This window comes from Paraburkholderia sp. BR10923 (genome assembly GCF_040948765.1).
Lineage (GTDB): Bacteria > Pseudomonadota > Gammaproteobacteria > Burkholderiales > Burkholderiaceae > Paraburkholderia > Paraburkholderia youngii.
Genome location: NZ_JBFPKO010000049.1, coordinates 1 through 23,592 on the forward strand (window position 1 = coordinate 1; position 23,592 = coordinate 23,592).

18 protein-coding genes and 6 pseudogenes are annotated in these 23,592 nt (G+C 57.3%); 12 read left to right on the forward strand and 12 right to left on the reverse strand.

What is annotated here, in order from left to right; translation table 11 throughout:
• Window positions 1-178: 178 nt before the first annotated feature.
• A pseudogene (locus tag AB3X94_RS39210) lies at window positions 179-1,625 on the reverse strand (IS1182 family transposase).
• Between the two features lie 614 nt (window positions 1,626-2,239).
• Here AB3X94_RS39210 and AB3X94_RS39215 point away from each other — a divergent pair.
• Entirely contained in the window at window positions 2,240-2,425 is a 186-nt protein-coding gene (locus tag AB3X94_RS39215; protein ID WP_368593862.1) for a hypothetical protein, read from the forward strand.
• A gap of 185 nt (window positions 2,426-2,610) precedes the next feature.
• Here AB3X94_RS39215 and queE read toward each other — a convergent pair whose 3' ends face one another.
• Both queE and AB3X94_RS39225 read right to left on the reverse strand, forming a co-directional pair.
• Window positions 2,611-3,318: a 7-carboxy-7-deazaguanine synthase QueE gene (queE, locus tag AB3X94_RS39220; RefSeq protein ID WP_368593861.1), complete on the reverse strand. Its 708-nt coding sequence runs from the start codon at window positions 3,316-3,318 to the stop codon at window positions 2,611-2,613.
• On the reverse strand, window positions 3,294-3,716 hold the full coding sequence (locus AB3X94_RS39225) for a 6-pyruvoyl tetrahydropterin synthase family protein (RefSeq protein ID WP_368614320.1): 423 nt from the start codon (window positions 3,714-3,716) through the stop codon (window positions 3,294-3,296). The genes queE and AB3X94_RS39225 overlap by 25 nt, the downstream gene beginning before the upstream one ends.
• Window positions 3,717-4,174: 458 nt before the next feature.
• On the opposite strand from AB3X94_RS39225, the gene AB3X94_RS39230 reads away from it, so the two are divergent.
• The 7 genes and pseudogenes from AB3X94_RS39230 to AB3X94_RS39260 all read left to right on the forward strand — a co-directional run.
• Entirely contained in the window at window positions 4,175-4,534 is a 360-nt protein-coding gene (locus tag AB3X94_RS39230) for a hypothetical protein (protein ID WP_368593859.1), read from the forward strand.
• Window positions 4,527-4,730, forward strand: a pseudogene (locus AB3X94_RS39235) (transposase domain-containing protein); the annotation flags it as partial. The gene AB3X94_RS39230 and the pseudogene AB3X94_RS39235, both read left to right, overlap by 8 nt.
• 46 nt (window positions 4,731-4,776) lie before the next feature.
• Window positions 4,777-5,142, forward strand: a pseudogene (locus AB3X94_RS39240) (transposase); the annotation flags it as partial.
• Between the two features lie 75 nt (window positions 5,143-5,217).
• Window positions 5,218-5,610, forward strand: a complete 393-nt coding sequence (locus AB3X94_RS39245; RefSeq protein ID WP_368614321.1) for a transposase — start codon at window positions 5,218-5,220, stop codon at window positions 5,608-5,610.
• Window positions 5,607-5,945, forward strand: coding sequence for an IS66 family insertion sequence element accessory protein TnpB (tnpB, locus tag AB3X94_RS39250; protein WP_176112030.1), 339 nt, complete (start codon window positions 5,607-5,609; stop codon window positions 5,943-5,945). Before AB3X94_RS39245 ends, tnpB begins: the two co-directional genes overlap by 4 nt.
• A 63-nt stretch (window positions 5,946-6,008) precedes the next feature.
• Window positions 6,009-7,589: an IS66 family transposase gene (locus AB3X94_RS39255; RefSeq protein ID WP_368614322.1), complete on the forward strand. Its 1,581-nt coding sequence runs from the start codon at window positions 6,009-6,011 to the stop codon at window positions 7,587-7,589.
• 35 nt (window positions 7,590-7,624) lie between these two features.
• Window positions 7,625-8,079: pseudogene (locus tag AB3X94_RS39260) on the forward strand (transposase); the annotation flags it as partial.
• A 542-nt stretch (window positions 8,080-8,621) separates the two neighbouring features.
• Here the strand turns inward: AB3X94_RS39260 and AB3X94_RS39265 are convergent.
• The 5 genes from AB3X94_RS39265 to AB3X94_RS39285 all read right to left on the reverse strand — a co-directional run bounded on the left by AB3X94_RS39265 (window position 8,622) and on the right by AB3X94_RS39285 (window position 13,154).
• Window positions 8,622-9,587, reverse strand: coding sequence for a M64 family metallopeptidase (locus AB3X94_RS39265; protein WP_368593858.1), 966 nt, complete (start codon window positions 9,585-9,587; stop codon window positions 8,622-8,624).
• Entirely contained in the window at window positions 9,584-10,282 is a 699-nt protein-coding gene (locus AB3X94_RS39270) for a hypothetical protein (protein ID WP_246392492.1), read from the reverse strand. The genes AB3X94_RS39265 and AB3X94_RS39270 overlap by 4 nt, the downstream gene beginning before the upstream one ends.
• A 440-nt stretch (window positions 10,283-10,722) precedes the next feature.
• Entirely contained in the window at window positions 10,723-11,004 is a 282-nt protein-coding gene (locus AB3X94_RS39275) for a hypothetical protein (RefSeq protein ID WP_368593881.1), read from the reverse strand.
• Window positions 11,005-11,104: 100 nt separating this feature from the next.
• Window positions 11,105-11,974, reverse strand: a complete 870-nt coding sequence (locus tag AB3X94_RS39280; protein WP_368593857.1) for a glycosyl hydrolase — start codon at window positions 11,972-11,974, stop codon at window positions 11,105-11,107.
• 325 nt (window positions 11,975-12,299) lie between these two features.
• Window positions 12,300-13,154 (reverse strand): sterol desaturase family protein, encoded by an 855-nt coding sequence (locus AB3X94_RS39285; RefSeq protein ID WP_368614323.1) that lies wholly within the window; start codon window positions 13,152-13,154, stop codon window positions 12,300-12,302.
• Window positions 13,155-13,730: 576 nt separating this feature from the next.
• Here AB3X94_RS39285 and AB3X94_RS39290 point away from each other — a divergent pair.
• Window positions 13,731-14,543: an IS5 family transposase gene (locus AB3X94_RS39290; RefSeq protein WP_368614324.1), complete on the forward strand. Its 813-nt coding sequence runs from the start codon at window positions 13,731-13,733 to the stop codon at window positions 14,541-14,543.
• A gap of 18 nt (window positions 14,544-14,561) precedes the next feature.
• Here AB3X94_RS39290 and AB3X94_RS39295 read toward each other — a convergent pair.
• The 3 genes and pseudogenes from AB3X94_RS39295 to AB3X94_RS39305 all read right to left on the reverse strand — a co-directional run bounded on the left by AB3X94_RS39295 (window position 14,562) and on the right by AB3X94_RS39305 (window position 20,126).
• A pseudogene (locus AB3X94_RS39295) lies at window positions 14,562-15,766 on the reverse strand (IS110 family transposase).
• Between the two features lie 345 nt (window positions 15,767-16,111).
• Window positions 16,112-17,404 (reverse strand): cytochrome P450, encoded by a 1,293-nt coding sequence (locus AB3X94_RS39300; RefSeq protein WP_368593854.1) that lies wholly within the window; start codon window positions 17,402-17,404, stop codon window positions 16,112-16,114.
• A 2,347-nt stretch (window positions 17,405-19,751) separates the two neighbouring features.
• Window positions 19,752-20,126, reverse strand: coding sequence for a DUF3564 family protein (locus tag AB3X94_RS39305; RefSeq protein WP_368593853.1), 375 nt, complete (start codon window positions 20,124-20,126; stop codon window positions 19,752-19,754).
• Window positions 20,127-21,227: 1,101 nt separating this feature from the next.
• Between AB3X94_RS39305 and AB3X94_RS39310 the strand changes: the two are divergent.
• The 3 genes and pseudogenes from AB3X94_RS39310 to AB3X94_RS39320 form a co-directional block, all read left to right on the forward strand.
• Window positions 21,228-21,851, forward strand: a pseudogene (locus AB3X94_RS39310) (aminotransferase class V-fold PLP-dependent enzyme); the annotation flags it as partial.
• An 88-nt stretch (window positions 21,852-21,939) separates the two neighbouring features.
• Window positions 21,940-22,323, forward strand: coding sequence for a hypothetical protein (locus tag AB3X94_RS39315; protein WP_368593880.1), 384 nt, complete (start codon window positions 21,940-21,942; stop codon window positions 22,321-22,323).
• Window positions 22,293-23,447 (forward strand): O-acetylhomoserine aminocarboxypropyltransferase/cysteine synthase family protein, encoded by a 1,155-nt coding sequence (locus AB3X94_RS39320; RefSeq protein WP_368593852.1) that lies wholly within the window; start codon window positions 22,293-22,295, stop codon window positions 23,445-23,447. Before AB3X94_RS39315 ends, AB3X94_RS39320 begins: the two co-directional genes overlap by 31 nt.
• Here AB3X94_RS39320 and AB3X94_RS39325 read toward each other — a convergent pair.
• The coding region (locus AB3X94_RS39325; RefSeq protein WP_368593851.1) for a transposase at window positions 23,431-23,592 on the reverse strand (162 nt) is incomplete at its 5' end. The genes AB3X94_RS39320 and AB3X94_RS39325 overlap by 17 nt on opposite strands.

Here is a 23,592-nt window from a genome sequence, read left to right on the forward strand (position 1 = left end):
CATCAGGGTCAGGTACGGAGCGGCGAAGTACCACTCTTCATCCGATACATCCGTTGGGTAAGGCCTGCGATTTTTCATTCCGCCAGGATACCAGGTCCGACATAAAGTGCCTAACACCCTCTAGAAAGCTCTGATGCTTTGGCCGCGGCCGTTCACACTTTGCTTTACGTTACCGGGTTTATGCACCCGCCAGCCGCATAGCGTTCATTGTCTTCCTGAATCCCAGGATTCTCAGAACTCGCATCAGATTGTAGGCAAGTACATTTAAGCTCATCTCAGTACCCACGTTTGGCAATCTGCGTGTCAGGAAGTGCGTGTAACCCATCCAATGCTTGAAAGTACCGAAGACATGTTCAACTGTCCGTCGGCGTATTGTCATCGCCTCCGGGGTCTTGTCGAGCCGACGTTGGACTGCTTCCAGTACCGATTCATGCTCCCACCGACTAATTCTTCTATATTGACTCGGGGTACAACGGGATTTCATCGAGCATTGAGGACAGGAACTGCTCCAGTAGCGACGCAATTGCATGCCATGCTCTTCTCCAGTGAATCGGTAAATCGCACGCTCGCCAGCGGGACATTGGTATTCGTCGTCCCGCGCAATGTAGATAAAGTCGGCCCGGTCAAATCGACCACGGGCTTTGGCGCTTGATGTTGTGGGCTTCGGCAGCATTACTGCGATGCCGGCATCGGCGCATGCCTTGATCTGGGGAGCATTGTAGTAGTGCGCGATCAGCGACTGCCCGTAGTCTGGTTCTGCCCATCGTGTCGCGTGGAGCTTGAGCTATGGGACTAAGCTGCGCCCTGTCGCTGCCAGAATTGGTGACCTCGTGAGCAACAATGAGATGGTGCTTGGCATCTACGGCCACTTGTACGTTGTAGCCCACCACTCCCGAACCCTTGCCGCTCGTCGCCATGGAGCGTGCGTCAGGATCGGTCATCGACAGTTGGCCATCAGGCTGTGTCTTGAGTTGCTCCTTGATCTGCTTGAGGTTTCGCATCTGTTCGCGCAAACGCTCGATCTTGTCTTTCAGCCTGATTGTCTTTGCTTCCAGTTCTGCGGGTTGCGTGCGATCTGCGGTCTCCAGCGCATTCAGATAACGCTGGATGCTCTCCTCGATCTGCTTCTGTCGCTTCTCAACCTTGCCTTCGGTGAAGTTGCGATCGCGTGTATTGACTGCCTTGAACTTGCTGCCGTCGATGGCAACCAGTGCTTGCGAGAACAGCTTCAGCTCGCGGCACAGCATCACGAAACGGCGGCACACGTTGCGAATGCCAGTGCCGTTGTCGCGACGGAAGTCAGCTATGGTCTTGAAGTCGGGCGCCAAGCGACCCGTGAGCCACATCAACTCAACGTTACGTTGACATTCACGCTCAAGACGGCGGCTCGACTGAACCCGGTTCAGGTAGCCGTAGATATAGATCTTCAAAAGAACTGCTGGATGATAGGACGGGCGGCCTGTAGTCGACGGCGTTGCTCCATCGAAACCCAGCGATCCAAGCTCGAGCTCTTCAACAAAAGCCTCGATTATCCTGACCGGGTTGTCCTCTCCAACGAAGTCATCGAGGCACTCTGGAAGTAGCGTCACCTGCTTGCGATCTTCACCTTCTATGAATCGCTTCATCCGGTCACCCATGCTGAATGAGTCAATCCAGTTTAGGTGATCGGCATGTTTTCACACAAGCTCGGTCTTGGGCGAACGTTTGCCACGACGGTGCATTTAATATAGCCGTATCCGTCAAAAGCGCGCTTAACATGTGTCAATCGGGGGGCGAGATACCGTTGGCGCCTCGAGACAATGCCGCACTGTGAAGCAGCTAGGGGACGCCTGTTCAAGCTCAAGGTGCTTAAATCTGGCCTAATGGGGTTGTTTCCTGCTGGAGTCTGCTGGGACGGTGCGAGCCGTCGGCCAATGCGGCGGCGCCAGACTGCGCAGAACGCGGCCGCCCCCGAGAGCGTTACGCAAGATCCCGCGCGCCGCTGTTCAAGAGGTGGCAATGCAACGCTAGTTCCAAACGTCGAGCATGATGTCCAACCCTCGTAAGGCACAAGCTCAACCAGCCAGACGCTGGTTTTCGTACTGCTTCGCGAATCGCTAGCGCCTTGGACGTCCTTAAAGCGGGCGCGAGTGTAGCGACCGGTGATCTGAACTTATTGGCGGAGTGCCGCACGAACATCATCCATAGTCTTCTGCGCCGGCTGACGCGTTCAGAATCGCTTGCCGTTGCTCGGCTGAACATGATCGCGGAAGCGAGCTTGTCGCTGGCCTTTGCGCTTGTCATTTCACCGCATACTGCCCGCCGCGCGAGTAAGGCATGCAGTGGCCCGACAGCGCGCGAACCGTTCGCACGCGCACTTTTGGGCGGCCTGCTCGACGCGTTGCCGATGCACGTCGACACCTACCTCGACGCGGTACGCGTGTAAGCGCACTTCAGCTCAAAGTTCCGCCATGACTCATGCCATTCCACACGGGCGCGTTCGCGATGCCCGGACATGGCGGAATGCCCCGACGAGGTTCCGGCTAGCTCTACGCAACTGATGACGCCCTCTATTTTTCTTGATCAACTGGGAGGACTTTCACCTCGCGTTGCCAGACCAAGATGGAGATGCTATCTGATGTTGATGAGTTTATGCATCTGCAACGATACGCGCCAGCCGTAGCGTTGCGCGGCCCGAATGCAGATATCCGTGGCGCGAGACGACAGGCTCAGCGGCTGTAACCAGATCGGTATGTCTCGCGCTTGGTGGAGCGGGTCAAGTTTCTCGAGCACCATGCCAACGTCGCGCTGCTTGCCGATCGCGCATTTGAGCTCGTTGGCTCGCCACAGTGCTTCATCTAGCACCGTGCGGCCACCGGGCATGGCGTACTTGGGGCTGACGGTGACGAAAGTGCTTGGCGTCACGAGCGGTATGTAAGTGCCGGAGGTTTCGACCTGGACCCGGTGATGCCACGCTTCGAGCTTCGTGATCAGCGGGCGCAGATCGTAGATGCACGGTTCGCCGCCCGTGATGACCACGTGCTCAGCATCTGACGCCCGCACTATATCGGCTAGCGTCTGTACGCCGTACCACGCATAGCTGTCGCACGGTGACGCTTCTTTCAGACGCATCGCGCCCACGCTGATCGCGCGCTCCGGGACCATTTTCCACGTATGCTTGGTGTCGCACCACGGACAACCGACTGGACACCCCTGCAGGCGGATGAACACCGACGGTGTGCCGGTGAAGCTGGCTTCGCCCTGCAACGATTCAAAAATCTCGTTGACGGGATAGATGTCAACGGGCGGCACAGTTAGCGCCGGTACGTCACAGTGCATTTGCGCGTCTCCTCGATTCGCACTTCGACCAACCGGACGCTGGTTCCCTGCAAGATATCAGGGCCGAGCTCGGTTACCAGCCACTGCGCCAAGTTTTCAGCGGTCGGATTGAAGGGCACGCCGACCACCGACCGATCGAGGTCGCGCAAGCCGACATAGAACGGATCTTCGATCCACAGCAACATGCGGTGATCCCAGTGATCCTCGACCCAATTGCAAAGCAGTGTCTTGATCGCCCCGAAGTCGATGACGCGCCCGAGATCGTCGAGTGAGGAAGCTTCGCAATCAAAATGAACGCGGTAGTTGTGCCCATGCAGGTTCTTGCACTTGCCTTCATGGCCCACTAGGCGGTGACCGCATGAGATGTCGTGGTAACGCTCGGCGTGTAGCATTGTCATAACCCTTGTCCTCGTGCAATGGGCAGAAAGTCTTCCGATGCGGCGTCGCGATCGCGAGGAGCCACGCATCGCAATGATGGTCTGACATTAGCCGGTCGTAGACGTGCGTCGTGTAGGTGCGGAAGCGCAGATGAGCTGCTTCCTAGGCAGGCAGCGTGTTGTGCATTTTCGGCTTAGGTACACCAGTCAGTAGCGCGAAGGGATAGGGCACCAAGCCTTCGTTCGTTGCGGGCAGATGTAACAAGTCATCAGCGGCGCTCGAACGTCAGGTCTACCAGCCGGTGGCCAATGATGCCGTCCATGGCGGCATGTTCGGTATATGGTCGAAGCCGACAAGAGAACCTCATTGTGTTTGCGCGCGCTGGGAAGCGCTACGCGGTGCCAGTCGTGCACAAACGCGAAAACGCACCAAGCTAAGGTCTTATATAGTACTTCATGGTCCACATGGAATTTTCTGGTTGCAATTGGCCTACGCTTTTTTCTATTGTGGCAGGCGCAATCACATACGCCTTGATGAACGTCAACCTGCGCGTCCGACGCTGTATTACTTCCGGCAAATGGGACTCCGGGCGCCGGCATTCGTGCCGGTTCCATTCGACATGAAGAACGTGCGTCAGGCTGAGATGCGCATCCAGCATCCACGCCGACACGACCCTCACTACGCCTGGGCTGGCCTCAACGTCCACCACGCGACCGCCGCTTCGCTCTTCGACGTCTCGTACCTTGACGCGACGCCCATACAGGGGATGTCAACGGTAATGGACTTCAACTTCTTGCCCGATATGGGCAGAATGATCGCGAACTTGCTATCGGCGTAACTGGTTGTTCGCCGGCTCGCTGCGAGCAGGCCAACGCGCTGCCGCCATCATGGGCCTGTTGCGCTCACCACAACTCAATGGGCACGAACCGCACGCCTATCTGAAAGATGTCCTCACGTGACTGCCGACCCACAAGGCCAGCGATATCGCGGCATTACTACCGCATCGCTGGCGACCGACCGCCACCAGCCACTAGTTAGAGCGTGTTAGGAACTTCGATTGAGACCTGGTATCCTGGCGGGATGAAAACAACGGGCCGCAAAGGGTATCCGACTGATGTGTCGGATGAGGAATGGAGTTTCGCGGCGCCGTATCTGACGCTGATGGACGTTGACGCGCCCCAGCGCAAATACGAACTGCGCGAGATGTTTGATGCATTGCGCTGGATGGCTCGTGCCGGCGCGCCGTGGAGGATGCTGCCCAATGATTTCCCGCCGTGGGAGTTGGTGTATCAGCAGACTCAACGCTGGTTGCAGGCTGGCTGCTTTGAGAGCATGGTGAGTGACCTGCGCTCGGTGATAGGCGTGGCACAGGGCCGTCGGGGACAGCCCAGCGCGGTCATCCTCGATGGCCGCACGATACAGTCGACCTGCGAGAGCGGCCCGCGGTAAGCGCCCGGTCATCCCATCTTGAGTCACGGTGAAAGTCTTGGGAGCATCGTGTTCACTTAAATAGGTGGACACGTGAACACTATTGAAGAAGCAGCGGCACCTAGCCGTCGACGACGCCGGCGCTACAGCGTCGAGTTCAAGGCTCAGGTAGTGGCAGCTTGCCAGGGGCCCGGGGTATCGCTCGCGGCGATCGCGTTGCACCACAAGCTGAACGCCAATCTGCTTCGACGTTGGGTCGAGCAGGCCGAAACGAACGATTGCGTGCTCGTGGCGCGTAGCGACCTGGCAGCGCCATTGGCAGCGGCGCCAGCACCGGAATTTGTACCGCTGCCACTTGAGACGCGAAACACGCGTACAACTGAGATTCGCGTCGAGGTGCGTCGCGCGGACCAGTCGATCACGGTTAGCTGGCCAACCTCGGAGGCAGCGCAATGCGCCGCGTGGCTGCGCGAGTGGCTCGCATGATCCGCATTGATCAGGTGTGGCTGGCAGTTGACCCGCTGGATATGCGAGCCGGCTTCGATACGGCACTGGGTCGGGTGATCACCGTGTTCGGCGCTGCGCATCCGCACCATGCTTACCTGTTTGCCAACCGGCGAGCCAACCGCCTGAAGGTGCTGGTTCACGATGGGATTGGCATCTGGCTGGCAGCGCGACGGCTGAATCAGGGGCAGTTCGCATGGCCGCGCGCGGGTAGCGAACCAAAGCAGCATGCGCTCACGCAGGAACAACTTGCCGGTCTGGTGGTGGGTTTGCCATGGCAGCGCATCGGCGCGGACGGCGTGATCCGTGTCGTTTGAGGACGTTCGGGACGTATACGGTCGCGCTTTCGCGCTCTCCGGGGTTCTGGCAGACTCGTCTGCATGGACCTGCCCGCCGACCTCAACGCTCTTAGCCCGGAACAGCTGCGTGCGCTCGCCACGCAACTGATTGCGCGCGTCGAAGACCGGGACAGGGAGATCGAGGAGAAGACCCGGGAGGTCGGTGAGAAGGAGCGGGAGCTGCGCTACCGGCAGACCCGCATCGACCAGTTGACTCACGAGATCTCGATTCTCAGACGCCATCAGTTCGGCAGGCGCAGCGAGCAGCTCAGCAGCGATCAGATGAATCTGCTGGATGAGGCGATTGACGCGGATCTCGCCGCCATTGAAGTTGAACTCGAGCAACTTCAGCCACAAGCCACAGCCGAGCCGCTACCCCAGCAACCGAAGCGTGCAGCGCTGCCGGCACAATTGCCGCGCACAGAGATTCGCCACGAGCCGCAGAGCACCGTATGCCAGTGTGGCTGCGAGCGCGTACGCATCGGTGAGGACATCAGCGAGAAGCTGGACTACACGCCGGGCGTGTTCACCGTGGAGCGGCATATCCGTGGCAAGTGGGTGTGCAGAAACTGCGAAACACTGATGCAGGCTGCGGTGCCTGCGCACGTCATCGACAAGGGCATCCCGACCGCGGGACTGCTGGCGTCAGTGCTGGTTGCCAAGTACGCTGACCACCTTCCCCTGTATCGTCAGGAGCAGATCTTTGCGCGAGCGGGCGTCGCGATACCGCGCTCGACATTGGGCGCATGGGTCGGTACGTGCGGCGTGCAACTACAACCGCTGGTCGACGCGCTGCATCAGGAAATCCTGCAGCAGGGTGTGCTGCACGCGGATGAGACGCCGGTACAGATGCTCAGTCCCGGCAAAGGCAAGACACATCGCGCGTATCTGTGGGCGTATACGCCGACGCACTACAGTGAGCTGCGCGCCGTGGTCTACGACTTCGCCGACAGCCGTGCAGGCGAACATGCCCGCGCGTTCCTCGCTGACTGGCAGGGCAAACTGGTATGCGACGACTACAGTGGGTACAAGGCTGGATTCCAGCAGGGCATCACTGAAATTGGATGTGCAGCGCACGCGAGACGCAAGTTCTTCGATCTGCACGCCAATCACAGCAGTCAGATCGCCGCGCAGGCGCTGCCGTTCTTTGCTGCGCTTTACGACATCGAGCGCGACGCTGCAGTGCTGCAAGCCGAGGAACGCCACAAGCTTCGACAGAGTCGGGCCAAGCCGGTCTGCGGCGCACTTCACGAATGGATGGTGGCGCAGCGCAAGCTGGTGTCGGAAGGCTCGGCGATTGCCAAAGCGCTGGATTACAGTCTTAAACGATGGGAAGCGCTGACCCGCTATCTCGATGACGGTCACGTGCCTATAGACAACAACTGGGTCGAAAATCAGATACGTCCTTGGGCTATCGGCAGGTCGAACTGGTTGTTTGCCGGTTCGCTTCGAGCCGGCCAACGAGCCGCAGCCATCATGAGTCTGCTACGCTCAGCGCAACTGAATGGGCACGAACCGCATGCCTACCTGAAGGACGTTCTCACCCGATTGCCGACTCAAAAGGCCAGCGACATCGCAGCATTGCTGCCTCATCGCTGGCAACCGGCGGATCCCATCCGCTAGTTCAGTTCGTCAAGACGGGTTTGCTGGCCGCTTACGGCCCGCGTGCGGGTTATGACGGTTATAAGCGCAAGCGCGGTAGTAAGGTACAGATTGCAGTAGACACGTTGGGACAGTTGCTGGCGGTGCACGTGACCCCAGCCAATGAACAGGAGCGCGCACAGGTAGCGGAGCTTGCGCGGCAGGTCCAGCAGGTAACGGGACGAACGGTCAAGGTGGCATTTGCCGATCAGGGATACACGGGCAAAGAGCCAGCGCAGGCTGCGTTCGATGAGGGCATTGACCTTCAGGTGATCAAACTCGAAGAAACGAAAAAGGGTTTCGTTCTGCTCCCCCGCCGGTGGGTGGTCGAGCGCAGCTTTGGCTGGCTCAACCGTTTCCGGCGTCTCCACGTGACTATGAACGGCTCCCCGAAACTCTCGCTGGGCTTCATTTCGTCGTCTTCGCAATGCTCATGCTTGTCCACGCCGTGTCAGTACTTCAAAGTTCCTAACACGCTCTAATCCGTCAAGGCGGCTTGGCTAGCCGCTTACGAATGCTCGCATCCGACCTGGTGATTCCCTGATCGCATCGGATCGACGGACGACCAGCGCCTTATGCACGTAACCATTGCTGGCGAAGTGGCGGTCCAGACTGGGTGAATTTTAGCTCGATCAACAATAGGCGAAGATGCCGCTCTATTGGCCACTGACGTGCCCGATGGCGTAGTATTTGTAGCGACGATGCTTATCGACCGTCCGGGGCCTGTCGAGGTTGCCTGCGCGACCGAGTCGAGGCCATAGCGTGGGATTGCTGCCAAAGCTGGCGTCACTCGCATGAGTGACGCCGATTCCTCTGATGGTCAGCATTGCCGGCCGCGCTCCAACCGGTGTTGGGGCTGACGTTCATGATCGACGGCAGTCTCGCTATGATGTAGCTGAACTAGGCCGCAATCGCGCCCGCTTTGCTGCCTGCGCCCGAAAGGCTAAGCGTGCTGATCCGCGGGCCGGACTCGATAACGAAGTCGCTACTACCGACGCCGCGCGCGGACCGCAGTCAGGCCGATGAATCCGCTGTGGTTCCATCAACGTTCGCGCCACCGGGGTTGCCAGAAGTTGGGGTGAAGTGGCTCGTGACAGGCGGTAGCGGCAGGAATGGCTTAAGCGTGTTCCTGATGACTTCTAGGCAGACCGCGCAGAACGGTTTCCCGAGCGTACGCATTTGGCAGTTGTATTGTGGACGATACAATCCGCAATGGAAATACCCTGCGCCTGTGAATGCACCAACCGTAGCGGCCGGGGCAGGCGATGCTTGGGTATCGCATTGCGTACAATTAGCGTTGACGGTGGTCGGTAGCGCAGTGGCCGCAGCGATCAGTGCCCCCCATTTGATCGTCGCGCGGTCGGTGTTGGCGGTTATGTTGGGTTGTGCCGGCTCGGTTCCCGTATAGGTGTCGTGGCCAGTTTCACCGCTTGAACAACCGGCGTACGTCGAATATTCGTCGGCGAGGCCGAATGCCGTGTGCCCCATTTCGTGGATACCAATTTGCTCTGCGCCGTCTGCTTTCGAAAACACCGCGACCGGCCCGCCGGAACCGCCGTAGATGGTGCTGTTGACGATCACTACCGTCATGTTCGTCTGTGGCACCTGCGTGCGCGCGACGTTCAACGCTGTAGCGGCGTCGACGCTGAGCAGCCGCCGTATTTGCCCACCTTCGCAAAACGTCGCGTCGAAATAGGTGCGCGCCGTCGCGCCGGTACCGTTGCACACGCCCGCGGGGTCGTCAGCGCCGCTGTCGGTCGAGGAAACCTCGACGCGGTGTACGTTGACGGCCGACCACATCTCGTTGAACGGCGCGGTACCGGCGACAGCGTTTGCGAAGTTCCGCGCGTCGGTCGCATAGGTCGCCAGTTCGGCCCTCTGGTAGCCGTCGCCAAGGATCACAAGATTCCAACGCGATACATCAGGACCGTGGTCGATGATCTTGCTGACGCCGATGACGGCGCCATCTGCGGTAGTCATTTCAGGATGTCATCCAAACTGAATCGGGCGATTTCGCGCGCCGCACCCGTGCCAACCCGCGGGCCACCGCTGCGCGCTCGTTCGGCGCGGATCGTGCCGAATGGTGCGACTGGCGGGTGCTCTGTCGCCAACAGAACCAGTGTCGCCGCTTCCCAATAGGCCGGCACGAGAATTTCGAAAACGCCGCGCCGCAGAGCTGTAACGTGCGTTGGGGTCGCGCCGGGCGCATGCGCTTCGCGATACCGCGGCATTGGATCATGCTGGATCCGGCGGTATAACGGCCGGCCGTGGGGGTCGCGCAATTCGAACCAGAACCCCGCCTTGCCTTCGGAGCTGCACAGCTCATGCGAGGGTGGCAGGGTCATTTCGACCAGATGCTTTGAGGCGAGCGATAGCGCGTCGCCGTCGTAGGCAAAGATCAGGCGCAGGATGCGGCGGTACGGTGGACTAGGCATCGGCGAACATCGCGATCCGGCAGTGGTGCCACTATTTTCGAGAATGCGTCGAGCTGATCGACCAGCTCGGACGTTGCGGTTGTGCCCGGCGACCTCAATCTGCTGCTGCTCGCTTGCGCCGGCGGGTCGACTGTACACCAAGGCCGACGTCCTCAGACGTCCATCGCTCCAATATTCCCACCCGTAGCTTGGCCGCATGTACTGCTCACCGATGACTGCCGCTGGCAGCGGTAGCATCATTTGGTTTTCGCATCTTGTTGCATAACGGGGATGTCGACAGCGAAGCCTCGTCGGGCTCATTGCGGCCAGCAAAACTAGGCCACCGTTTGGCCATAACTACCTTCAGTAACGCGTGTCTGCATCCTTTACATCGACTATTCCAACGGAAAATAGCTGACTGGTCGCCGGTGCAGGAACAGCAATCGCAAGGTCGTTGTTCAGCTCAATGGCAATAGAGTGTGTGACCTTTCGTGCATGTCGCCAAAAGGCCAACATGAGAACGATCCAGCTCGTCTGCGCATCCCTCTGCTATCGGGGAGATGATAACGGCATTCGTACGCGCGATATCACTCGATATTGTTTAAGTGTGCATAAGGAAAGTTGATGGAACCTTTGCGAGTATCGGCGTTTTTATTGCTGCGAGTATTGATTTCTGATCAATGTCAATCTGATTCAAATTCCTAAATGACACCGTCAAGCACTTTCGACTGATAGTAGAACGTACTGCGCGCCAGCTCCGCCGCCTTGAGCAGCGCGGGTAGCCGGTGATGCTGCCGCAGTTGCAGCACTATTTGCGTTTTTCTCTTGCGCCGCCTGCCTCTTCGCCTGAAGAGGGGGGCGAGATTGTTTTTTAGGTACACCACGCCCGCGCGCAGATGCTCCTTCTCCCTGAGCAACCGATCACGGGTACGCTCATGCGGCGCATTTTCTTCGGCTGGTCTTTCGTGATCTGGGCGGAGCATTTAAGGGGCCCACTCGTGGACGGGAGGCGACAGTTCTTTCTTCCTAATGTAGTCTGGACAGACATCCTGGACGTCTCCCTGCCCAACGCGATGAAAGGGATCACTCGGCAGTCACCGTGAACTTCTTGGAGGCAAAGCTCAGGTTGCCACGCGAAGAGGTGATTTCGAACCCGTACTGCAGGTCACCGATTTCAAGATCATCATCAAAATAGTTGAGCGAGCGCAGAAATTTCATAAACGCCAGCACATCGATCGCGGCGTTGTCAGTCGTCGTCGTGCGGACGAACGTGTAGACGATGTTGCTGCGGTTGGTGCCCACGTATACGTTCCAACTTCCGTTGGACAGCGATACATTTCGATAAAGTGGAATTGCGCATCCGGCTTGCGTCCAGTTGTAGGAGATTGGCTTGACATTCCCGCAACCTTCCGCAGTTCCGGTGTAGTTCAGCCATATCATGATTTCATGCGCCTTACCACCGGCCCAGATATCAAACGTTGATTCCCAAGCCCCGCCAGAAGGCGTAGTAGCCGAGACGATGGCGGAAAGCGAGTTCAGTGAGCCGATGGTCTTGTTGACTTGGTATCCGATGTGCGGATAGGACTTGATGCCACTGGTGTTGGGTTGATCTGAAGTAACGCCCCAGTCGGGCTCGCTGTCACCCCCGAGCTTGCTGTTAGCCCATATTGTCTGGGGACCCGCGGTGACATTACTGCAGGGTGACCACACGTCGTTGTTGATCGTGTACCTACCGTAGATCCGAGAAGCGAAGAGGTTTTCCGCAGAGCAGGATGAGGTTTCGGGGGAAGTAGCAGACCACGTCTGGGCCTGCGCACTGGCAGTCCAAAGCATCAGCGCGGCGGTGGCAGTGGCAGCACGGGTCGCGCGGATCAAGATTCGAGGCATGGTCTTCTGATCTCCTGTCAGGTGGTGGGGTTGGTCGGCATCGGTGAAGGTCAGCGGCTTAGGCAACCTTCCGATCGAGAGAGAAGCCGTGCGTGGGGCGACGTACTCTTAGACTGGGGCGGGTTCATCTCGTCTGTAGGTGCTCATGTCAGGTATCTCCATAGCACTGCCGAGAGAGCGCATGTACACCGAACGTCCTTGAACACGAGCATAAAATCTTGCGCCGTTAGGCCGCACGAGACGGCCAAGTGATACCGATCTCAGCGTTACCGCTATAGTTCGACGACCCGCGATTCGCCTTGACTGTCGATGGTTTCAGGCGACGTTGTATTGGCAAATGTTTTGTCTACCAGTGCCGCTCAATTCAAGCGAATGCCCCGCCCAATCCTCGTCAACTCTCCTGCGTTATGCTGCCAGAGTTGGCTTTGGACCAGCGAGTTTGTTCAAACGGAAACATAAAGTAGTCGCGCACGGTGAGGGGCTCGGGCTGATTGCGAAGGCCCACTTCAGGCCATTCGTCCCGTTTCGGCCAGTATGCCGTGCTGAAGATCGTGTCCCAGATGGTCGTAAAGAACCCATAGTTCCGGTGCCGGTGATGGGGCTGAGTTGAGTGATGAATTCGGTGAAACTGACCGTCTCCGATGATATATCGCAGAGGCCCAAGGTTGATGCGCGTGCTGGAGTGTGAGAGGTGCGCCTGAAAGGTAATGAGTGTCATGGCAGCAGCCGGCACCACGCCAGACTCGAAGTGGATCAGCGCGAGCGGTAATGCTACAAACAAGGCATAGATAACCGGCTCGGAAATGTGATGATTGCAATTCCACGCTGTCAGTTCGCGGATCGAGTGATGTGTAGCGTGCAAGCGCCACAGGAATGGCACGGCGTGCTGTGCTCGGTGCATCCAGTAGTAAAAGAAGTCACCGGCAATTGCGACCAAAACGCCTGAAAGGATGGCGAAAGCCGTCTTGATAACTGCGTTGTCAGAGTGAAACACTGTTGAAAGATTGACCGTCAGGAGCGGCTTGACGCCTAACCATTGCAAGCCCACAGCGTACAAGTGCCAGATTAGCGCGCCGCATCCAATCCGAATCGTCCAGTTCCTTGCGCCGCGAAGGTACGATGCAACGCTGTATCGATAAGCCGGAAAGGCGATCTCAAGAGCTGCACATAACGTGGCAAAAATCGCAAGCAGTTTGAACGATTGGACGGCGAACTGGACCATCTGGTGGATATCGACAGCATTCATTGTTTGCTCCGATGAGCCGATCGAAGTCGGAGATCTCGGGTCGAAAAGCTGCTTGTCAAAATGGCCGGCTTCTTCATGGGTATCATGCAGTTACGTGACTTAAGAAGGACGCCAATGTAGTACCTCGGGTGCCAATCGATATCCGTGGCGATGGGCATTGCACCCCACAAGATCGTGCAAAGTGTCTATTGAGGGCGCCCTAACACGGTGACTGTGCCGCAGCAGCGTCATCACTATCCGCCATTTTGTGAAATCGCAAAAATCAATTGTTTGGATAAGACGCATTCGCGTCACAAATGACTTTCTCAATACAGACTCAAGAGGTGGTCGAAGGCATAGCATTCACTGCACTCAAAGTGCACTGCCGTCGCGACGTGACAGTAACCGAAGGCCGGTGCCGTCGGCACGGCGCCCTAAGATAAATGAAGCCACGACATGATGACGTGCGCCGTGTGGAGCGGCCAGCGCAACTATTGTCGTTGCCACTCCGGCTGCAAGCTCGATAAGACGACGAATGCGGGGGGGTGCCCCTAGAGCGTGTTAGGAACTTCGATTGAGACCTGGTATCCTGGCGGGATGAAAACAACGGGCCGCAAAGGGTATCCGACTGATGTGTCGGATGAGGAATGGAGTTTCGCGGCGCCGTATCTGACGCTGATGGACGTTGACGCGCCCCAGCGCAAATACGAACTGCGCGAGGTGTTTGATGCATTGCGCTGGATGGCTCGTGCCGGCGCGCCGTGGAGGATGCTGCCCAATGATTTCCCGCCGTGGGAGTTGGTGTATCAGCAGACTCAACGCTGGTTGCAGGCTGGCTGCTTTGAGAGCATGGTGAGTGACCTGCGCTCGGTGATAGGCGTGGCACAGGGCCGTCGGGGACAGCCCAGCGCGGTCATCCTCAATGGCCGCACGATACAGTCGACCTGCGAGAGCGGCCCGCGTGCGGGTTATGACGGTTATAAGCGCAAGCGCGGTAGTAAGGTACAGATTGCAGTAGACACGTTGGGACAGTTGCTGGCGGTGCACGTGACCCCAGCCAATGAACAGGAGCGCGCACAGGTAGCGGAGCTTGCGCGGCAGGTCCAGCAGGTAACGGGACGAACGGTCAAGGTGGCATTTGCCGATCAGGGATACACGGGCAAAGAGCCAGCGCAGGCTGCGTTCGACGAGGGCATTGACCTTCAGGTGATCAAACTCGAAGAAACGAAAAAGGGTTTCGTTCTGCTCCCCCGCCGGTGGGTGGTCGAGCGCAGCTTTGGCTGGCTCAACCGTTTCCGGCGTCTCGCACGTGACTATGAACGGCTCCCCGAAGCTCTCGCTGGGCTTCATTTCGTCGTCTTCGCAATGCTCATGCTTGTCCACGCCGTGTCAGTACTTCAAAGTTCCTAACACGCTCTATGTAATTCGTCAAGGGTTAGGGGCTGACTTGGGTTCGTAAAAGGTGCCATCGCGCAGCATGGCGAACAGGACATCGCAGCGTCGTCGTGCCAGCGCGATGAGTGCCTGGTTATGTCGCTTGCCCTGCTGGACCTTGCGTGTGTAATACGCTCGCGAAACGGGGTCTCGTAAGGCCGCGAAGGCGGAGAGGAACAAGGCGCGCTTGAGTACCTTGTTGCCGCGCCTGGACGGATGCTCGCCACGGATTGATGAGCCTGAGCGCCGGGTAACTGGTGCGAGGCCAGCGTAGGCCGCCAGGTGACCTGCCGAAGCGAAGGCTTTGTGCGCGACCTCGGTGAGGAGTCTGGCGGCGGTCCTGACGCCGACTCCCGGCATGCTGGTCAGGACCGGCCAAAGAGGGTGAGCAAGCACCAGCCGCTCCACTTCGGCGGCGATTTCGTCGCGCTGCTTGCGTAAGGCGGCGAGCTGCTGAGCCAGGCGCGGCATGACGATGGTGGAGGCTTGCGTGCCGGGCACAGTCACGGCTTGTTCGCCCAGCGCTTGAACGATTTCGGCCGCCAATCCCTTGCCCATGCGTGGCGCGAGCTTGGTCAGGCGGTTGGCAAGCGTCTTCTCGCTGGTTGCTGCAAGCGCGGCTGGAGACGGGTAGCGCTCGAGTAGATCGAGCACGGCGGGATGGTCGAGGCGCGGTCCGAGAACGCGCTCAAGTGCGGGATGGATCTGGGTGAGCAGGCCGCGAATCCCGTTACTGGTTTGGGTAATTTGAGCGGCGAGATCGTCGTCGAAGCCGCACAGCATGGTCAGCTCGGCGAGCGGTTCATCAGCTAACCGAAGCGAGCGCAGCGTATGCGGCATCGAACCGGCGGCCTCGGCGATGATTGCGGCGTCGCGGGCGTCTGTCTTGGCCTCACCGGCGTGCAGGTCGGCAATGCGGCGCATCGCCAGTCCGGGCAGATCGGCAAGCAGAACGCCTTCATCGCGTGCGACGGCCAGCGGCAATGCGCCGATGGTGGCGGGCTGATCGACAACGAAGAGAAGACGGCCATGGGTCTTGAATTCGGCGATGAGGGCGCGCAGTTTGGCCTCGTCGTTGGAGAGCGCCTTGATCTACAGGCGCTTGCCATTCCGAGCTAGTGCCACGGCGTGATGCTGGCCTTTACCGACGTCGACACCGATGAAGACTCGACGACGTCATGTTGTTGGAATTCTTGCATCGAAGTTTGTGTAGATCGAACGAGTGGGCCTGCGACAACGGTGGCAAATCTCGGCATCCACGTTACGGACGGCCTTGGAATATCCCAGCCGAGTCCCTATTAGCGATCACCAGCCACCCACCAGGCCCGGTGACAACACCCCCCGGACCAGAAACTGCGACTGGGGGCGAGAATCATGCCGGGCCTGGCTGGCCGAAGCCTCAATTGTCGAGGCGGGAAGATAGTAACTGGGGGCTGCAACCGGGGAAATGTTTGGCAGTCACATGTTACATGTGTGAGTTTGTAGACGAAAGCACGGTCCCGATCAAGGTCATTTTGTGGCGTGCAAATTTTACATAGATGCGATCATTGCAACACGCAACGTATTGCGAGGTGCTTTGGCCCACTTACGAAATTAGACGTCGTGAATTCGACATCTCCCACCGGTTCGACGAACTGCAACTTCGGGATCAGTTCCTCGAACAGGATGCGCATCTCCATGTTTGCGAGATGCTGACCAAGACATACGTGAGCACCTGCCCCAAACGCAATGTGCCGATTCGACCTTCGGTCGATATCGAATACGAAAGGGTCGGGGAAAACTTCCTCATCGCGATTGGCCGACCCGTAGCAGAGCATCAGCCAATCGCCCTTGCGGATAGTCCTGCCTCGCAAATTCGTGTCGGCTGCCGCCGTACGCATGAAATGACGCACTGGCGATGCGTAGCGGAGGCTCTCGTCGATGAATTGCGGAATGAGCGACGGGTCAGCCTTAAGCCGCGGCAGCAAATGGGGGAATTGACACAATGCCCACATCGCAACCGATATGGAAGACGAGACAGTGTCATGCCCGGCGGCGGCGATAATCACGTAGTAGCCGAGTCGGGTTGCCTCATCAATAGGCTGTCCATCGACAACCGCGTTGGCGAGCAAGGTGGCGATGTCGTTACGCGGTTTTTTCCGGCGATCTTCGCTCAGGCGATCAAAGTAACCCTTGAAGTCTGCTACAACTGACAGCAGCGCCTTGCCGATCGCACTTCCGGCGTCGCCCTGGCGACCGATCTCGCGCTTGTATTCGGCATCCTCGCTTCCAAACATCTCCTGTGTGAGTCTCAACATACGGGGAGATTCTTCCTGCGGAACTCCGAGAATATCCATGATCACGTTCAGCGGATAGTGCGAAGCGAAATCGTTCGCAAAGTCAATTACCGAGCCGCTCTTTTGCAGAAGTTCCCCGATCATCAAATGTGCCAATGATCGGATGCGAGCCTCAAGCTTAACGACACTGTTCGGCATAAACCACGACTGTGTCAGTGCGCGCAAACTCTTGTGTTCGTCGCCGTCGACGTGGACGAGCGAACGGACGATGTTTGGACTACCGGTGGCCCCTATAACATGCGCGATAGATGCTTGCGGACGGCAGACGACGGAATAATCGCCGTTGCGAAACAGGGCATTGTTCCGGGAAATCATTGAGACGTCGGCGTGTTTTGTTACCACCCAGAATGGGTCATGCGCGTCCGCCATTGCTCGTCCAACTGGGTTGTTTGCACGCGCCCACGCGTATATCTCATGGAGCCCGTCGAGGTTTGTATACGACTGCGGATCAACCAGACGGTTTGCTATATCTTTCGGTAGGTCGTAATTTGTCATGCTCACGATATTGCAGAAAAATTAACATGTGAAATCGAGGCAAGCAACGTGTATCGAAGTATCCACTCATGGCTGGGATTGGGGTCGACCGACGTTTGCGGATCGCTCGCCAGTTGGTGCGCATCGAAGCCGTCGCGTCGGCAAAAGAGGCGAACGGGCCGGGTGCATGCGTGCGCTCGTCGGATATTGTCCTTTCATACTATTCACGACGTCTGTCTTTCGCCTTAATGCATGTCAACCTTTCTTGATCACGTGACCATGCATTTGAGCCTCGAAGGTATCCCTTGTCAGACACAGCGCATGACAATGGCATTCGCGCACGAGGAGCAAGCTCCCCGCTTGTCGATGTCTTCGTGGCCAAGTGACAGAACCGGAAGGCCGTCGAACCGGCGCCCCTTTGCCCGGTGCGGTGCGGCGCCTCTCACGCTGCAATGATTCTCCAGCCCATTCTATTGAGGCCGTCGTTCATATCTATCACGGCAAGGGGTGAATATTGCTCAACGCTGTGGGTCGTGGGTTACGCTGAATTTGTATTCATGAATCGAGCGGTTGCGATGAAAATATTCAATTTGCGGTTGAGGAGGGCGGTAGCGCACATCCCCGCGCAACCGTGCCAATGACGTTCTTCGTCGAATGCCAGGCTTGCTAAAGATTGGCTGGCACTTTGACGCTATGACAAAAGTGGCTCATGACAGGAGGCAACTCTAAGTAAAAATCCTTTTCCGTATCCTTCAAACCGCCCGGATAACAGTCAGAGACGAAATCTTTCAACGGCGTCAGCGCCGGTTGGCAATTTGCGCGGGGCGCCCTCGCTGAATTCGTTCCATCGCGTAGCCTATGCTGCCAGCAATTGATGACCATGTTGGCTACTTACCTGATGTAAGAAAGGTCTGACCTTGATCAAGGGTTGCCGTGCGTTTGTCTCGTACACTTGGGTTGCAGCGGGTCGAACCGTCTCGCTCGACCTACTGTGGGGACTTTAGACGACCCGTCAGAGTATAGACGACTCCGATGGGTCACTTTTTTTTCTGTGTCCCGGCTGTCCTTGCCAGTCGCCCACCCGTTCGTTGGGCGGTCATTAGTTCCGAAATAGAACGCGCGGGGAACAATGACCCGATTCCCGACAGTGGTCAGGTTGCATATCCCCTGATATTCGTTCCAAGCAGCGATTCGGACCATCTCTTTAACGGCGCTACCATTAGGCGGATTCCTCGCGGACTGGTGCAACACCCTTCGTCGCTGCTTTCTGCATGGCAAAGATTGGCGGCTGCTGGCCAAGGTGAAATGCCGCTAGCACATGGAAGCGGACCAGTGAAGGGCCAGATTTGAGATCTCCCGTAGCCCAATCACCGTGGGCAACGAGGTGTGCGAGGCGGGTTCCTGGCCGATATGAGTCATCCAATGAATTAAGGCATTGATGCGGTTAGGTCCCGCAGTTGGCGCAATATGATGCGCTTTGGGTAGCCGTTCGCGCGTCGGAGCCTGTCTGCGTCGAATAGAGCTCGACATGCGTAGGCTGGTCGGTCATTGAGCGCCAGCGGCATCAGTCGGACGATTGAGATAATCGAGCCTTTGTTTCTTCCCGAGCTACGACGCTACAGGATCAACGAACGCGGCCCATCCCACCGCATCTGCGTTGTCGAAAGCGCAACCACGAGGCGTGGAGCGACAAATTATCTCTGTCTGAGATTGATGCGCATCTTCTTCGCTGCACTATGATCCGCAATCTGTCTTGGCAAGCGTGAAACGCGTGGGGTCTCGCGTTATTCGCAACGTCGGTTGTAGGGGGCCGCGACCCTGACGTCCATTGCGCGCGGGCTGGCGACATATTGCTCGAGCGCCGAAGGTTGCCGCGGCGTGAGGATAGGCAATTGGATTGCAAGATGCCGATGCGAGACGGGCTATTCGACAACGCGCGAATTAGCGACAAAGCTCGGTGTATCAAGTTAGGGAAAGGGGCCCCTGTCCTCCTGCGTGAGCAATTTGGCCGGGCGCAACGAGCAGCTCAACGGCGAAGGGGTAAGTCCGACAGACGGGGCTATCGACGCCGGCCGGTGCAGTTGCGGATGGGCGAATATTTGGAAAGACATCAACGAGAAGCTGGCGTACGCACCGGGAGTCGTCACGGTGCAGCGGCATGGGAAGTAAAAAAAGATCTGTCGCAAATGCGAGACGTTCAACTGGTACGGCAAGCTGACGGGTGGTGATCGTTGATCATGGAGCATCGATCGGTCAAGCCGCAAACTTATGGAGGGCTCAACCTCCATTCGAGATGTATGCCGATCACAGTGGTCAGATTCCTGAGCAGGTGCTGCTGTCGTTCGATTGCTTCATTTGTTTAACGCAGATGGTGTCAGGAATCCTTGGCGGTGGTGAACAGTTCATGTTCAGGCTGTCCCCGTTGGTTATCTATACACTGAATATGCCAGTGGCCGTTTGATGGAGCCCAACGTCCTTCTGTATACCGCAGCGCATATCCGGAGTCGCCTTCGAAAAGTCTGTAACGACAGTCGAGATTCAATCCTTCGAGAACATACGCGAGTGTGTTTTCGCTGGGCCCGCACACTAACGTGTTGCCGCAATCCACATGCAACGAGCCCCATTCGGGTAAGTCCAGTCCGGAATGAGCCTCGCGCGACCATTGCCGCTTTTCTGTGTCGAGCCAGAGGATTGCGAATGCCATCGGACGGGTAGTATTAAACATGTCGAGCTGGACGGTAAGACGCATGAAAATTCTCCTAACACATATTCTCCACGCCTAGTTGACGTAGGAAACGGCGAACCTCGCCGCGGATCACTCGCTGATTTCTCATCTCCCAGCGTTATGCGCATCGTTCGTCGATGTGCTGCTATCAAAACGATCGCGACAAGGACCGTCACTCTGCCTGAGATATCTCACGGGGAAGAGCGCTGTGCCTGTACTAACTGTGTGTCGCGATTCATGAAGATCAGAGATGGGGAACTGACTACCAGTGGCGGCCTCGGGCCATGCATCCCCTAGAGCTGCTGAACATCTTGATAAATTGTCGCGTACGGCTCGAGCGAGCAACTGCGAGATGTAGGGTTGGTCCATCACGCTGCCACGTGACAATACGGGTTTAGTTTGCCGCAGCAACAGAGGGCGTGTCGTTGACCACGATCAACAGAAGGCCCCCGAGCTGCATTTGAAGTGTTGTCGGTTGCACATATGCCTGATGACAGACGGCGGGGAAAATCTGTCGCATACCGTCGTTGTGCCGCACAGGTCTAGCGCCAAGTTGCGTGTACTTCAATACGAGCATAGCGGTTCGAGGAAGGTTGCCAGCAACGGATATTCGATACTGATATACAACGACGGCGTTCGGGTCTCGTCGCGGATGCTGTCATGGACGATTCACAAATTGTCCACGTGCCACGTGCCTTGTATGACGACGGCGCAAACCAGTTCGCGCCGTGGTCATATCAGGTTCCTCAGTGGAACGACGGCAGTATTAAAGGTTATTAGGTATGCATAAGAAGAACTCATATCGGTGCGGTGGTTCGCTGTGGCATGGTCATTATCAGCTGCGGAGGAATGCAGATCACTCGAAGCGGGCCTGCGCAAGATTTCCAGTCCGTCAATTGACGTGAAGTCCAATGCGATGGGCTCGGCCGCATCGGTAACCAATTACTTTGATCTCTGATATCTGTGCGCGACGGGTGTCAGGTGGAGCATGAGCGGCGCTTTCGCGTCCTTAAACAACTGTTTTCGACTATGGAGTGTGGACCTATGACCGCACGGCACCGATTTTTATTTACACCGGGGCCATTGGCGTTGGACGCCGAAGTAAAGGCTGAGATGCAGTTTGACATGGGTTCCCGTGACGTGAGTTTCAAGAAAATAACGGAGCGAGTAAGAGGCCTGATTGTAGATTTGCTGGACGCTCGTGGGGGATACTCGGCGGTACCCATACAGGGCGGCGGGTCTTACGGCGTAGAGGCGGCATTGGCTTCGTTCGTTGGGACATCAGACGGGCCTCTCGTATGCATTAATGGAAACTACGGCGAGCGGATCCTCAAAATGCTGCAGATCCGAGGCATTAATGCCGTCAGCATCGTTGCCCCGAGTGATCAGTCCTTCCCCATGACAAAAGTCGCTGCGTACCTGGAAGAGGATCCGGGGATCACACATCTTTGTTTTGTGCACTGTGAAACGACCACGGGAGTCGTCAATCCGCTCCGGCCAATGGTAGAGTTGGCAACGCGTCATGGTGTAAGAACCATTATCGACGCAATGAGTTCTTTCGGTGCTGTGGAAATCAGTGCCAGGGAAGTTCCGTTTGACGTCCTTGTGACCTCGAGTAACAAGTGCATCGAGGGTCCGCCGGGAGTGTCTTTTGTTGTTGCCTCGCTGGAAACGCTCGATAGCAAGACCTCAGAGACCAACTCGTTCGTGTTGGACGTTCGGGACCAATGGCGTAACTTCGAACAGACTGGCGAGTGGCGTTCCACGCCACCGACACATGTTGTTCAGGCGTGCGCAAAGGCCCTGGAAGAACTGGCTATTGAACGGGTGGTTCGCCGTGGAGAGCGATACGCCTCTGTCCGTGACGCTATCATCCGCGCAACTGGGCCATACGCCGGACCCGCGGGAACGATCGCCGGTATGCCTTGCGCTGACGGCACGCGATGTCGTTCGTACGCAAGAAGATCTCGACGCGCTGTACGCCCATCTCGTGGAGTACAACCTTTACATCTATACCAAGCTGGATCTTCCGACGCGCAGTTTCAGGATCGGGTGCATGGGATGTATTGATCCGATGTGGATCCGCCTGCTGGGAATTGCATTTGAAGACTTTTTTCAGCTTCATTCCGATGAATCCGGAAGCCACCCGGGCCCGCCGTATAACCGACTTATGGAAAAAGGCCATTTGACATGTCAAGAAGCAATGCCAACGCCGAAATGAACCGCGAGACGTCACTTCTACACGCTGGCTATCGTCATGACCCCGTCACCAAAGCGGAGTCTGTACCGATTTATCAATCTACCGCCTATGAACTTGACGGCGATCTTGAAAAAATTGCCGACATCTACAACGTCCGAGAAGATGGGTTCACGTATAGCAGGATCATCAACCCGACAACGCGCATCCTCGAGAAGCGATTCGCTGCAGTAGAGGGTGCGAGCGACGCCCTGGCGGTAGCCTCAGGGCAGTCCGCAACCTTTCTCGCTATCGCTAACCTGTGCAGCGGAACGCCAGGCGATAACGTTGTCGCATCGAAGTATCTATATGGCAATACGTGGAATCTGCTCTTCAATACATTCAAACGGTTGGGTATCGAGGCACGATCTGCGGATCCAAGAGACGTAACATCGTTCGAGCGGATGTTGGACGACAGGACGATTGCTATGTTTGGAGAGACGTTTTCCAATCCGTGCCTTGTCCCGTTGCCTGTTCCGGCGCTGGTGGAAATCGGTGAGCGGCGCGGGATTCCTGTTATTGTAGATAACACGACAACCCGTTTGATTTGCCGTCCGAAAGCTCTGGGTGCGGATATCTCCACGTATTCCGCGACAAAGTATCTATGCGGCCACGGAACGACACTTGGCGGACTGATTGTCGATAACGGAAGCTTCGCGTTTGACGACGCAGGCCGCTTTCCGTTGTTCAACGACGGAGATGAAGCGCATGGCGACGTCCTCTGGAAAGAAGCGGTTCTGAAACTTGGCGATCTTGGCGCGAGTCCCTATTTGCTTAAATCCCGGATGACTTGGCTTCGTGACACCGGCGCCGCGATCAGTCCTCTCGCCAGCTTTCAGCTGATACAAGGACTCGAAACCCTTCATCTTCGCATGCAGCGGCATTGCGAAAATGCCGTCGCGGTTGCGGAGTTCCTTAACGCCCACCCGAAGGTCGCAGGTGTCTCATATCCATCACTGTCGTCAGGATACGAACGTGAGCTTGTCGACGAGTTAGTTGACGCACGCGTCGGCTACGGCGCAATGATTATATTTGAACTGGGCGACGAAGCGGCAGGGCGAAGATTCATAACCAACATCGAGCTAGAGGGTGTTAGGCACTTTTGCTAAGGGTTGCAAAGTGAACAAGCATAAGCACGGAGAAGACGACGAAGTGCAAGCCAGCCAGAGTTTCGGGCAATCGCTCGTAGTCTCGTGCGAGTCGGCGGAAGCGGTTGAGCCAGCCGAAGCTGCGCTCAACCACCCAGCGGCGCGG

Coding starts and splice junctions, on each gene's coding strand:
- AB3X94_RS39305 (WP_368593853.1), bottom strand. CDS start 20,126: ATGCGTCTTACCGTCCAGCTCGACATGTTTAATACTACCCGTCCGATG.
- AB3X94_RS39265 (WP_368593858.1), bottom strand. CDS start 9,587: ATGACTACCGCAGATGGCGCCGTCATCGGCGTCAGCAAGATCATCGAC.
- AB3X94_RS39225 (WP_368614320.1), bottom strand. CDS start 3,716: ATGACAATGCTACACGCCGAGCGTTACCACGACATCTCATGCGGTCAC.
- AB3X94_RS39290 (WP_368614324.1), top strand. CDS start 13,731: ATGAAAACAACGGGCCGCAAAGGGTATCCGACTGATGTGTCGGATGAG.
- AB3X94_RS39320 (WP_368593852.1), top strand. CDS start 22,293: ATGTCAAGAAGCAATGCCAACGCCGAAATGAACCGCGAGACGTCACTT.
- tnpB (WP_176112030.1), top strand. CDS start 5,607: ATGATCCGCATTGATCAGGTGTGGCTGGCAGTTGACCCGCTGGATATG.
- AB3X94_RS39270 (WP_246392492.1), bottom strand. CDS start 10,282: ATGATGCTACCGCTGCCAGCGGCAGTCATCGGTGAGCAGTACATGCGG.
- AB3X94_RS39215 (WP_368593862.1), top strand. CDS start 2,240: ATGATCGCGGAAGCGAGCTTGTCGCTGGCCTTTGCGCTTGTCATTTCA.
- AB3X94_RS39255 (WP_368614322.1), top strand. CDS start 6,009: ATGGACCTGCCCGCCGACCTCAACGCTCTTAGCCCGGAACAGCTGCGT.
- AB3X94_RS39275 (WP_368593881.1), bottom strand. CDS start 11,004: ATGCTCCGCCCAGATCACGAAAGACCAGCCGAAGAAAATGCGCCGCAT.
- queE (WP_368593861.1), bottom strand. CDS start 3,318: ATGCACTGTGACGTACCGGCGCTAACTGTGCCGCCCGTTGACATCTAT.
- AB3X94_RS39285 (WP_368614323.1), bottom strand. CDS start 13,154: ATGAATGCTGTCGATATCCACCAGATGGTCCAGTTCGCCGTCCAATCG.